Source organism: Nonomuraea glycinis (assembly GCF_014646515.1).
GTDB classification, from domain to species: Bacteria; Actinomycetota; Actinomycetes; order Streptosporangiales; family Streptosporangiaceae; genus Nonomuraea; species Nonomuraea glycinis.
This window is the reverse complement of the sequence record NZ_BMNK01000011.1, coordinates 139,855-151,216: the sequence shown is the minus strand read 5'-3', so window position 1 is coordinate 151,216 and position 11,362 is coordinate 139,855. Positions and strand designations below refer to the sequence as shown.

The following is an 11,362-nucleotide window of genomic DNA, read 5'->3' as shown; positions in this document are numbered from 1 at the left end:
CATGGCCCAGCCTGGTGACAGGCGCGGGGTGGCCTTCGCCGCCGTCGTGGTGATCATCGCCGCCGTGGGGCTCTACCTGGCGCTGTGGCCGGACTCCGAGGAGCCGGCCGCAGAACAGGCGCCGCGCGGCGTCACCACGAGCTCGCCTGTCGTCGAGAGCACGCCGCTGGCCACGGCCAGCGACGCGCCCTTCGACGTCTACGCGTACCTGCCGATGTCGAAGGAGCAGCTCGCCGCCGCCGCCGACCTGGCCGAGCGGTTCACCGCCGAGTACGGCACGTTCCGGCACGACGAGGACCCGGCGGCCTACGCGGCCAGGGTGAAGCAGTACACCACGGCCGAGCTGGGCGACATCCTCGCCAGGACCCTGACCTCGCCCGGTACGGTGGAGCGCAACCGCGCCGACGAGGTGGTCTCCACGACGACGGCCGCGCTCAAGGAGATCCGGCAGATCGACAGGACCTCCGTCGTGTTCGTCGTGACCGGCACGCAGCGGCTCGCCACGAAGAGCGGCACCAAACAACTGGTCGAGCAGTACGCGGTCACGGTCAGCCAGCTCGGCGCCGACTGGCGGGTCTTCGAGCTGCGGCCCGCCGGCGAAGGTCAGGACGGGGACCCGGAAGGGTGAACGTCTCACGTCCTCGCGTCCTCCTGGCGGTCGTGGTCGCCGGGATGCTGCTGCTGGCCCTGGTCATCATGTCGCCGATGATGATGACGTCGATCCCCTCCTTCATCGGCAACGGCGGCACTCAGCCCGACTGCACCGACGACGGCACCCGGGTGCAGGAGGCCTCCGACTCGGCCGCCGCCGACATCCCGGCCGACTACCTGGAGCTCTACCGCGAGCACGGCGAGAAGATCGGCGTCCAGTGGAGCATCCTGGCCGCCGTCGGCAAGCGGGAGACCAACCACGGCCGCTCCGACCTGCCCGGCGTGAAGAGCGGCACCAACTCCGCCGGCGCGGCCGGGCCGATGCAGTTCCTGATCAGCACGTGGGGCGGCAAGGCTAGGATCCCGATGTCGTCGCAGTTCAACGGCTACGCCTCCGACGGCGACGGTGACGGCGTCGGCGACGTCTACAACCCCGCCGACGCGATCCTCGGCGCGGCCAAGATGCTCAAGCGCAACGGCGCCCCCGAGAACGTGCGGGGGGCGTTGTTCGTCTACAACCGGGCCTGGTGGTACGTCGACCAGGTCCAGGAGATCGCCAAGGGGTACGCCAAGTCCGGCGAGGTGGAGGTGCCGCCGGAGGCGGACGACGCCTGTGACGAGCCGCTGGTCGAGGCCGCGCCCAGCGACGTGGTCGCGAAGATCCTCGCGTACGCGCTGGACCAGCGTGGCAAGCCGTACGTGTGGGGCGGGACCGGGCCGGACTCGTTCGACTGCTCGGGCATCATCTTCGCCGCCTACCGGGCCGCGGGCCTGTCGATCCCGCGCACCACGTTCACGCAGTGGCCGTTCGGGGTGAAGATCGAACAGGGCAAGGAGGAGGCGGGGGACTTAGTGTTCTTCAACGCGGGTCCCGGCACCTCGCCCAACAATCCGGGGCATGTGGGGATGGTCGTGTCGAAGGGGAAGATGGTGGAGGCGCGCTGCCGCCTGTGCGGGCCGATCAAGGTGACGACCTACGGCACCCGGGACACGATCGTGGGCTTCACCCGGCCGCTGCGGAACCCTGACGTGATCGCCCAGTTGGAGAAGCTGGAGAACGCCTGATGACGGTGATCGTGGTCGCCGCGGTGATCCTCGACGCGGCCGGCCGGGTGCTGGCCGCACAGCGCGCCGACCCGCCTGAGCTGGCGGGCGGGTGGGAGTTCCCCGGCGGGAAGGTCGACCCCGGGGAGGGCGAGATCGACGCCCTGGTGCGGGAGTGCCGCGAAGAGCTCGGGGTGGAGGTCAGCGTCGGGGAGCGGGTCGGCGGTGACTGGCCGCTGAGTGAGGGGTACGTGCTGCGCGTCTGGTTCGCCATGGTGACGGCGGGGATCCCGGAGGCCAAGGAGCACCTGGCGCTGCGGTGGCTGGAGCCTGGTGGATACTTCGACGTGGCGTGGCTGGGGGCCGATCTGCCCGTCATGGAAGCGGTGGAGAAACTGCTGTCACAAGGGTTGAATGGTCGCTCTGTGTGACATAAGTATTACAGTGAGTAATCTGTCGCATCGGGGGAGGCGGCTTCATGAATCGGGGCTGGATCGTGGGCGGAGCCCTGGTTCTGGTGGCGGTGCCGGCGGCGCCCGCGGCGGCGGCCGGGGTGACCATGGTGCTCGGCCGGGTGGACGACTCCGCCGGTTCGCGGGCCGGCGCGGGGGACGTGCTGCGATATCGGGTGCGTTTCGACGGTACGGCACGCGACGCCCGGCTGGCTGTGGCCACCACACCGCCCCACGCCCTCACCGCCCTGACCTGCACGTCGCCCGTCCAGGCAGAGCCTGCGGAGCCGCGGGCATCGACCACGCGGTTGCCGCTCGCCGCGCGGGGGGCCACGTCGGCCGAGTCGCCCACCTCGCGGGAGCGTCCTTCCGACGGCGAGCCGTATGCGGCCGCGCAGGGGTTGGACGCCGAGGGCGACGGTCTTCCCGCGTCCTCTTCTGAGCTCAGTGAAGACGCCTCTCCTCAGGGGATCTCGGCGGGATCGTCTGACGGCGTGTCCGCTGCCGCCGCGCTCGCCGCTCGGACGCTCGTCAAGCTGGAGACTTCAGGGTCGAGTACGGCGGTCGTGTCCGGAGCGCAGGCGTGCGCGCTGGGGGAGCTGGCCGGCAGGCGGGCCGTGGACGTGGAGCTCACCGTCCCGGAGGGGACGGGCGAAGTGGCGCTCGCGGCCGTGGCCAGGATGCGGCAGGGGACCGGGCTGACGACCATGACGGAGGCCACCGGCGTACCGGTGCGGGCCCCAGAGCCGGTACGCCCCGCCGGCGCCGCGGCGGACGCCGAAGCCAGGACGAACAAGCCTTCGACCGTACGGCAACGCGACGCGGAGGCGACCGGGACGACTCGACGCCGGCTCCGGGAGCCCGGGATGGGAGTGGAGGCCCCTCGGCCCAAGGCGTGGGCGCGGGAAGTGGATGAAGGCACCCGACTGCCGGAGGGATCGGAGCCGTCGGAGGTTACCGAGCGGCCCGAGGCGCGTGGGCGGGAAGTGGATGAAGGCACCCGGCAGTCAGAGGGGTCGGAGCCAACGGAGGTTAACCAGCGGTCCGAGGCGCCGGAGATGGCCGAGGCCGCCCCGCAATCAGAGGGATCGGAGCCGTCGGAGGGTGCCGAGCGGCCCGAGGCGCCGGAGATGGCCGCCCAGGAGCCGGGGGACCCGGCTCAGCCCGAGGTCTCCGCAAAGCAGGGCAAGAAGGATAAGGCCGGGATCGTTCGGCAGTCGGGCAAGGCCGAGGCTGCGGGAGAGCGTAATAAGGCTGGGGGCGTGCGCCCGGGTGCGCGGTCTGCCGAGGGGGTGCGGCCGGGTGGGCTGGTCGGTGGGGTTGCGCGGCCGGAGCCGGTCGGTGGGGGCTTGCCGCCGGGTGTGCGGGGTGGTGTGGACATGGGGATGGCCGGGGATCTGTGGCGGGAGCCGGCGGTCGGGGGGACGGCTGAGGGGAAAGGGAAGAGGGCGGCCGAGCTGCCTTTGGCGGCTGTTCCCACTGCCGCCGCGGCGTCTTCCGTGACCGGCGTGTCAATGGATGGCCAGGGGGCGCCGCTGCCTCGGGCGGTGGCCGCTCCGCGGGTGCGGTTGCAGGCCGCCGAAGTGGTGAATCCGCTGGCAGGGGGCCGTGGGCTGGTCGCGGCGGCAGGCGGGATCGGGGCGTTGATGGCGGGGCTGTGGGCCATCAGCAGGACGCATCGGACGCGTACTCGGAGAAAGCTGTTGTAAATTCGTCTTTACTGTTACTTTTACCCGACTAGTATTCCCTTGACCATGGTTGCGGGATTGCGCGGAGGGCACTGGTGGCACGTAGCGGAGCGACGGCCGTGTCCGCGGTGCTGCTCTCGCTGGCCTTGACCGGCGTAGGAGCCAGCGTTTTCGTCGGCCAGAGCGCCACGGCCTCGGCCACCGCCTACGATCCTGTCGAGCCGTGCGAAGCCGGCCAGGAGTGCCCGCCGGAGACCACGGTCACGGTCACCACCACCTTGCCGACTCCGAGCAGCGAGCAGGAAGCGCCGGAGACGACGGTCACCAAGACCGTCACGTCGACGCCGAAGACCAAGTCGACCCCCACTCCCAAGGCGACGAAGACCACGAAGGCGCCGGAACCGACGCCGGTCGTCCAGAGCAGCGCGCCGCAGCCCCAGCCACTGCCGACGCAGAGCGCGGAGGTGCCGAGCGTCTCGCCGAGCACTGAGCAGTCCGACGTCGTGCTGCCGCCGGTGACCGGCACGGAGACGCCGAACACGCCGCCCCCGACCGAGGCGCAGTCCGCGGAGACCGACGAGATCCCGCTCGAGATGCGCAACGCCGCCCCGGAGTTCGACCAGCGCAGCCTGACGCAGCAGCTCAGCATCCCCGCGCTGGTCCTGGTGCTGCTCGTGCTGTTCGCGGTGCTCATCTTCGAGGGACGGCTGCGTCGCATGGCCCACGCCGCGGCGATCCGCAAGGCGGGGCCCCTGGCCGGTCACCCCGACCCGCACACGGGCTATCCGGCGGGCCCCGGCTACGCCACGGCCGCCATGCCCGCGCCCGGCTATCCGGGCGGTACGGCGTACGCGCCGATCATCAGTTTTGTCCCGGTGCAGACCTATCCGGGCGGTCAGGTGCAGTACGGCGCGGTCTATCAGGATCCGAACGCCTACACCCAGCCTGGCTACGTTCCCGAGCAGGCGCCGGCCCAGCCGGAGCCCGTGGTGCTGCAGCCGGACCAGTTCGACTCCTACAGTCACCAGCCCGCGCCCGGTCACCAGCCCGCGCCGGAGCCGGAGCGGGAGGTGTACCGGTCGCCGTTCGAGCCGGTGATCCCGCCGGAGGCGCCGCCCGCCGACATCCCGCCCGGCGGCGCGAAGCCGTACGAGGACTCGCCGGACAGGCCGCTGCCCTCCGCCTCGGCCGCCGAGCCGGGCGACTCCGAGCCGTGGGGCGGCGGGCTACCGCTGCCGGGCCACGGCCCCGCGCCCATGGGGGTGTCGGACGCGACGGTCATCCAGCCCCTGCCCGCGCAACCGCCGGCGCCCGAGGAGACGACGGTCGCCGAGCCGCTGCCCCAGCAGGGCAAGCGCAAGCGCGGCCTCGGCCGCCGCCGGAAGTGACCTGACCCCACGGCCACCGCCAGAAGGCCGGAAGTGACTTGATCCTGACGGCTGCCGCCAGAAGCGACCTGGTCCGGACATGCGACGTGGCGGGACCCTGAGGGCCCCGCCACGTCAGCGGCCTACTTCGAGCGCTTGAAGATCTTGTTGCCCAGCCACACCAGCGGGTCGTACTTGGTGTCGACGACGCGCTCCTTCATCGGGATGATCGCGTTGTCGGTGATCTTGATGTGTTCGGGGCAGACCTCGGTGCAGCACTTGGTGATGTTGCAGTAGCCGAGGCCGTGCTCCCCCTGGGCCGTCTCCTTGCGGTCCGGCGCCACGTCGTACGGGTGCATGTCCAGCTCGGCGATCCGGATGAAGAACCGCGGCCCGGAGAAGGCCGGCTTGTTCTCCTCGTGGTCACGGATGACGTGGCACACGTTGTTGCACATGAAACACTCGATGCACTTGCGGAACTCCTGGCCCCGCTGGACATCGACCTGCTGCATCCGGTATTCGCCCGGCCGCACCCCCTCCGGCGGGGTGAAGGAGGGCACCTCCCGGGCCTTCTCGTAGTTGTAGGAGACGTCGGTGACGAGGTCCTTGATGACGGGGAACGTCCGCATCGGCGTGACGGTGATCGTCTCGTCCTCGCTGAACGTGGACATCCGCGTCATACAGCCCAGCCGGGGCTTGCCGTTGATCTCCATGGAGCAGGAGCCGCACTTGCCCGCCTTGCAGTTCCAGCGGACCGCGAGATCGGGCGCCTGGGTGGCCTGGAGGCGGTGGATGATGTCGAGGACGACCTCGCCCTCGTTCACCTCGATGGTGAAGTCCTCGAGTTTGCCCTCGCCGCCTTCACCGCGCCAGACCTTGAACTTTGCCTTGTAGCTCATGACTTCGCGATCCTGTCGAACTCGGCCATCTCTTCGTCGGTGAGGTACTTGGACAGCTCGTCCCGGTCGAAGAGCGAAATCAGGTCGTCCCGCATCGCGGGCTGGGCCTTCTCTTCGATGGTGATCGACGTGCCGTCCTCGGTGGAGCAGGCGAGCAGCTTCTGGCGCCACTCGGGCCGCATGCCGGGGAAGTCGTCGCGGGTGTGCCCGCCACGGCTCTCCTGGCGCAGCAGCGCGGCGCGGGCCACGCACTCCGACACCAGGACCATGTTGCGCAGGTCCAGCGCGAGGTGCCAGCCGGGGTTGTAGATGCGCGTCCCGGCCGCGCCGACAAGCTGGACACGCTCCTTGAGCTTCTCCACGACCTCCAGCGCCTCGGACACCTCCTCGGCCTTGCGGATGATGCCGACGAGCTCGTTCATCGTCCGCTGGAGCTCCTGATGCACTTCGTACGGGTTCTCGCCGGCGCGCTGCAGCGGCGCCTCGGCCTCCGCGCGGGCGGCGTCCACCTGCACCTGGTCCACCTTGGGCCGGGCGGGGAGCCCGTCGAGGTAGGCCGCCGCGCCCGCGCCCGCCCGCCGGCCGAACACCAGCAGGTCGGACAGCGAGTTGCCGCCCAGCCGGTTGGAGCCGTGCATGCCGCCGGAGACCTCGCCCGCCGCGAACAGGCCGGGCACGGAGGCCGCGCCGGAGTCGGCGTCCACCTCGATGCCGCCCATGATGTAGTGGCAGGTCGGGCCCACCTGCATGGGCTCGGCGGTGATGTCGACGTCGGCCAGCTCCTTGAACTGGTGGTGCATCGACGGCAGCCGCCTCTTGATCTCCTCGGCGGGCAGCCGGGTGGAGACGTCGAGGTAGACGCCGCCCTGGGGTGAGCCGCGACCGGCCTTCACCTCGGCGTTGATGGCGCGGGCCACCTCGTCACGCGGCAGCAGCTCCGGAGGGCGGCGGTTGTTGGCCTGGTCGGTGTACCAGCGGTCGCCCTCCTCCTCGGAGGTGGCGTACTTGTCCTTGAAGACGTCCGGGACGTAGTTGAACATGAACCGCTCGCCCTCGGAGTTGCGCAGCACACCGCCGTCGCCGCGCACCGACTCGGTGACGAGGATGCCGCGCACGGAGGGCGGCCAGACCATCCCGGTGGGGTGGAACTGGATGAACTCCATGTTGATCAGGTTCGCGCCGGCGAGCAGGGCCAGGGCGTGGCCGTCTCCGGTGTACTCCCAGGAGTTGGAGGTGACCACGTAGGACTTGCCGATGCCGCCGGTGGCCAGGACCACGGCCGGGGCGTCGAAGAGGACGAAGTTGCCGCTCTCGCGCCAGTAGCCGAAGCCGCCGGAGATCCGGTCACCGTCCTTGAGCAGGCGGGTGATCGTACATTCCTGGAAGACCTTGATGTAGGCCTCGTAGTCGCCGTGCGTCTCGTAGTCCTCCTGCTGCAGCGCGACCACGCGCTGCTGGAGGGTACGGATCAGCTCCAGGCCGGTGCGGTCGCCCACGTGCGCGAGGCGGGGGTACTCGTGGCCGCCGAAGTTACGCTGGCTGATCTTGCCGTCCTTGGTGCGGTCGAACAGCGCACCCCAGGCCTCCAGCTCCCAGACCCGGTCCGGGGCCTCCTTGGCGTGCAGTTCGGCCATCCGCCAGTTGTTGAGGAACTTGCCGCCCCGCATGGTGTCACGGAAGTGCACCATCCAGTTGTCGTCGGAGTTGACGTTGCCCATCGCGGCCGCCGCGCCGCCTTCGGCCATGACCGTGTGGGCCTTGCCGAACAGCGACTTGCAGACGATCGCGGTGCGCTTGCCCTGCTGGCGCGCCTCGATGGCCGCCCGCAGCCCGGCGCCTCCTGCGCCGATGACGATGACGTCGTATTCGTGACGCTCGATTTCCACTGAGAGATCCTTACGCGAACGGGAAGGCGATGATGCCCTTGGCCACCAGGCGGACATAGAGGTCGGCGCCCATGACGGAGAACATCGAGGCCCATGCCAACTGCTGGTGCCTGGCGTTCAGCTTGGAGACGAACGTCCAGGCCCGGTAGCGGACGGGATGGCGGGAGAAGTGGTTGAGCCGGCCCGCGGTGATGTGACGGCAGGAGTGGCAGCCGAACGTGTAGCCGAGAATGAGGACGGCGTTGAGCACCAGGATCCAGGTGCCGAGGCCGATCGGCTTGTGGATGAGCGCCAGGATCGCGTCATAGGTGAGCACTCCACCGATGAGGATGGCGAAGTAGAAGAAGTAGCGGTGCACGTTCTGGACGATCAGCGGGAAGCGCGTCTCGCCGGTGTACTTGCCGTGCGGCTCCTGCACCGCGCACGCGGCCGGCGACAGCCAGAAGGAGCGGTAGTAGGACTTGCGGTAGTAGTAGCACGTCAACCGGAACCCGCCCGGCAGGCCGAGGATGAGCAGCCCCGGCGGCAGGGTGTACCAGTCACCGAACGGCGCCCAGCCCAGGAACCGGGCTCCCTCGGGACACGAGGTCGCCAGACACGGGGACGAGAACGGGGCTATGTACGGGTCGACGAAGTAGCTGGTGTCGAGGATCGCCCACACACCGTAGACAAGGAATGAACTGAGCCCGAGGAACGTCAGCAGCGGGGCGAGCCACCATCGGTCGGTGCGCAGCGTGCGCACCTTGACTTGGGCACGCTGCCTTCTCACTGGATCGGGCGTCGTCTGGGTCATCGCGGACCTCTCCACCTCCCGCGGACCCCGCACGCCTGGGGTCCGGGTCGTTCGTTGTGGCGCGTATGCGGTCGGGCTGAGCCGTACCGGCGCGCGTTGGTGTGGGATACGTTACGACGACCGCATGCGGATTTGTGAGGAGCGTCACTCACTTTTTCAATGACCTGCTGTGATTCCTGTCACGTACCCCCGTCAGGAGTACTTCCCAGGTGGGGCAACTACCCCACAGTCGCGAAAAAGTTATCGATTTGGCGGACAACTCTTATGAGTTGCGCAAAATCCGGCATTCGTCAGTCGCCGGCCGCGGGGAGCGTCCAGCGGAACGTGGTGCCCTGGTCCTCGCCGCTCGCGTCGAGCCAGAGCTGCCCGCCGTGGAACTCCACGATCTTGCGGCAGAGGGCGAGCCCGATCCCGGTGCCCGGATAGACGTCGCGCGGGTGCAGGCGCTGGAAGATGAGGAAGATCCGGTCGGCGTACTGAGGCTCGACCCCGATCCCGTTGTCGGAGCAGCTGAACTCCCACAGGTCGCCGGACCTGATGGCGCCGATGTGGACGCGGGGCGGCGACTCGGAGCGGAACTTGATCGCGTTCTCGATCAGGTTCTGGAAGAGCTGGGTGAGCTGGGCGCGGTTGCCCAGCACCGTGGGCAGCTCGTCCGCGGTGACCGTGGCCTCGGCGTCCTCGATCGCCGCCGACAGGTTCTCCAGCGCCGAGTCCAGCGACGGCCGGGTCGTCACCGCTTCGCGCCCGCTGGTGACCCGGCCGACCCTGGAGAAGTCGAGCAGGTCGTTGATCAGGAGCTGCATTCGCTTGGCGCCGTCGACCGCGTAGTGGATGTACTGCTTGGCCCGGTCGTCGAGCTGATCGCCGTAGCGCTGTTCGAGCATCTGGCTGAAGCTGGACACCTTGCGCAGCGGCTCCTGCAGGTCGTGGCTGGCCACGTACGCGAACTGCTCCAGCTCGCCGTTGGAGCGCCGCAGCTCGTCGGCCTGGTCGGAGGCGGTGCGCCAGGCCGACACGATGCGCCTGCGCATCGAGTCGACGTGGCTGGACAGCTCCGCGAGCTCCGCGGGCCTCTCGACGCCCAGCCGGTGGTCGAAGTCGCCGCTCGCGACCGTGCGCACCTGCTCGGTGAGCTGGGCGATGGGCTTGAGCACGGTGAGGTGCACGATGAACCCCAGCCCCACGCCCGCGGCCAGGAGCACCAGGAACAGCACCCACAGCGCCACGTTCAGCAGGCCGATCTGCTCGGCGACCTCGGGCCTGGGGCTCATGGCGCGGGCGTCGGCGATCATCTTCATGATGACCGCCGCCCCGGCCAGGAACGCCACCGTGGTCACCGCGCCGGTGAAGACGAACAGGCGGGCGACCGGCAGCCTGCCGACCCCGGTGGCCGGCTTGGCCGGAGGCAGAGGATGGATGCTCATGTGCCGCTCCTGCTCACGAGCATCGCGGCGAGGTCGTCGCTGAGCGTGCCCACATGCCTGATGAGCCGATCGAGGTCGATGGCGCCATGCTGCTTGACGAGGTCCACCAGCCCGTCGACGCCCAGCAGTTGCCGGTTCTCGCCGACCGCCGCCTCGATCAGGCCGTCGGTGTAGAGCATCATCGACCACCTCTCGCCCAGCGGCACGTCGATGGCCGTCCACTCGATGTCGGGGAAGATGCCGAGCGGCGGCCCGGACGGCCCGCCGCCGAGCGCCTCGATGACGCCGTCGCGCACCAGCACCGGAGGCGGATGGCCGACCACCCGCATCCTGGCGTGCGTCAGGTCCGGCGTGATCGTCGCCATGCAGAGCGTGGTGAAGATCTCCGGCGCCTTGCGCTCGGCCCGCAGCAGCGTGTCCATCGTGCGCAGCAGCAGGTCACCGCTCTGCCCGGCGAGCACCAGCGTGCGCCAGGCGATGCGCAGCGCCACCCCGAGCGCGGCCTCGTCCGGGCCGTGCCCGCACACGTCACCGACCACGATGTGCACCGAGCCGTCGGGAGTCTGCACGGTGTCCAGGAAGTCACCGGCGAGCCGGGAGCCCTGCGTCCCCGGCAGGTAGCGCGTGACGTGCCGCAGCTTCTTGGTGTGCAGCAGGGGGACGGGCAGCAGGCCGTTCTCCAGGCGGGCGTTCTCCTTGGCGGTCAGCTCGGCCTCGACCAGCCTGATCTGCGCCAGGTCCGCCCGCTTGCGCTCCATCGCGTACCGGACCGACCTGGCCAGCAGTCGCGCGTCGACGTCCTGCTTCACCAGGTAGTCCTGGGCTCCCGCCTGCACGGCCGCCACCCCGACGTGCACATCGCGCAGACCGGTCAGGACGAGCACCGCCGCGTGCGGGGCCATCGCCAGCACCTGCTCCAGCGCTTCGAGACCGGTGGCGTCGGGCAGCGAGAGGTCGACCAGCACGCACTGGATCTCCGAGGTCAGCTTGGCCCTGGTCTCCGCCAGGTTGCGCACCCAGGTGATCCTCGGTGGCGCCTCGGCCTGCCTGAGCAACTCCTCGACGAGAAACGCGTCCCCGTCATCGTCCTCTATGAGGAGCAGCGTCAGCGTTTCGGAGAGAGTTGCCGTCACACACGCCTCTTCGGGAAGTGGG

At 69.7% G+C, this 11,362-nt stretch carries 10 protein-coding genes; 5 read left to right on the top strand and 5 right to left on the bottom strand.

What is annotated here, in order from left to right:
• Position 1: 1 nt before the first annotated feature.
• The 5 genes from IEY87_RS28430 (at position 2) to IEY87_RS28410 (ending at position 5,223) form a co-directional block, all read left to right on the top strand.
• Positions 2 to 628 carry a hypothetical protein gene (locus IEY87_RS28430; protein ID WP_189141863.1) on the top strand — a complete coding sequence of 209 codons (627 nt, stop codon included), beginning with the start codon at positions 2 to 4 and terminating at the stop codon, positions 626 to 628.
• Positions 625 to 1,716, top strand: a complete 1,092-nt coding sequence (locus IEY87_RS28425; protein WP_225277757.1) for a C40 family peptidase — start codon at positions 625 to 627, stop codon at positions 1,714 to 1,716. The genes IEY87_RS28430 and IEY87_RS28425 overlap by 4 nt, the downstream gene beginning before the upstream one ends.
• Positions 1,716 to 2,126 carry a (deoxy)nucleoside triphosphate pyrophosphohydrolase gene (locus tag IEY87_RS28420; protein ID WP_189141862.1) on the top strand — a complete coding sequence of 137 codons (411 nt, stop codon included), beginning with the start codon at positions 1,716 to 1,718 and terminating at the stop codon, positions 2,124 to 2,126. Before IEY87_RS28425 ends, IEY87_RS28420 begins: the two co-directional genes overlap by 1 nt.
• A gap of 47 nt (positions 2,127 to 2,173) precedes the next feature.
• Entirely contained in the window at positions 2,174 to 3,856 is a 1,683-nt protein-coding gene (locus tag IEY87_RS28415; protein WP_189141861.1) for a hypothetical protein, read from the top strand.
• A gap of 74 nt (positions 3,857 to 3,930) precedes the next feature.
• The gene (locus tag IEY87_RS28410; protein ID WP_189141860.1) at positions 3,931 to 5,223 is read left to right on the top strand and encodes a hypothetical protein; all 1,293 of its coding nucleotides are present in this window, start codon (positions 3,931 to 3,933) and stop codon (positions 5,221 to 5,223) included.
• 122 nt (positions 5,224 to 5,345) lie between these two features.
• Here the strand turns inward: IEY87_RS28410 and IEY87_RS28405 are convergent, their stop codons facing one another.
• The 5 genes from IEY87_RS28405 to IEY87_RS28385 form a co-directional block, all read right to left on the bottom strand.
• On the bottom strand, positions 5,346 to 6,101 hold the full coding sequence (locus IEY87_RS28405) for a succinate dehydrogenase/fumarate reductase iron-sulfur subunit (protein ID WP_189141859.1): 756 nt from the start codon (positions 6,099 to 6,101) through the stop codon (positions 5,346 to 5,348).
• Positions 6,098 to 8,044 carry a fumarate reductase/succinate dehydrogenase flavoprotein subunit gene (locus IEY87_RS28400; protein ID WP_189141858.1) on the bottom strand — a complete coding sequence of 649 codons (1,947 nt, stop codon included), beginning with the start codon at positions 8,042 to 8,044 and terminating at the stop codon, positions 6,098 to 6,100. The genes IEY87_RS28405 and IEY87_RS28400 overlap by 4 nt, the downstream gene beginning before the upstream one ends.
• Complete coding sequence (gene sdhC, locus IEY87_RS28395; RefSeq protein ID WP_189141857.1) at positions 7,998 to 8,780, bottom strand: succinate dehydrogenase subunit SdhC; 783 nt, start codon at positions 8,778 to 8,780, stop codon at positions 7,998 to 8,000. The genes IEY87_RS28400 and sdhC overlap by 47 nt, the downstream gene beginning before the upstream one ends.
• 290 nt (positions 8,781 to 9,070) lie before the next feature.
• Entirely contained in the window at positions 9,071 to 10,207 is a 1,137-nt protein-coding gene (locus tag IEY87_RS28390) for a sensor histidine kinase (protein WP_189141856.1), read from the bottom strand.
• Positions 10,204 to 11,340, bottom strand: a complete 1,137-nt coding sequence (locus IEY87_RS28385; protein ID WP_189141855.1) for a PP2C family protein-serine/threonine phosphatase — start codon at positions 11,338 to 11,340, stop codon at positions 10,204 to 10,206. Before IEY87_RS28385 ends, IEY87_RS28390 begins: the two co-directional genes overlap by 4 nt.
• Positions 11,341 to 11,362 lie beyond the last annotated feature (22 nt).

Bases quoted from the DNA above. Each gene is read 5' to 3' on its own strand.
- IEY87_RS28430 (WP_189141863.1), top strand. From the start codon at position 2: ATGGCCCAGCCTGGTGACAGGCGCGGGGTGGCCTTCGCCGCCGTCGTG.
- IEY87_RS28420 (WP_189141862.1), top strand. From the start codon at position 1,716: ATGACGGTGATCGTGGTCGCCGCGGTGATCCTCGACGCGGCCGGCCGG.
- IEY87_RS28415 (WP_189141861.1), top strand. From the start codon at position 2,174: ATGAATCGGGGCTGGATCGTGGGCGGAGCCCTGGTTCTGGTGGCGGTG.
- IEY87_RS28405 (WP_189141859.1), bottom strand. From the start codon at position 6,101: ATGAGCTACAAGGCAAAGTTCAAGGTCTGGCGCGGTGAAGGCGGCGAG.
- IEY87_RS28400 (WP_189141858.1), bottom strand. From the start codon at position 8,044: ATGTCCGCCTGGTGGCCAAGGGCATCATCGCCTTCCCGTTCGCGTAAG.
- sdhC (WP_189141857.1), bottom strand. From the start codon at position 8,780: ATGACCCAGACGACGCCCGATCCAGTGAGAAGGCAGCGTGCCCAAGTC.
- IEY87_RS28390 (WP_189141856.1), bottom strand. From the start codon at position 10,207: ATGAGCATCCATCCTCTGCCTCCGGCCAAGCCGGCCACCGGGGTCGGC.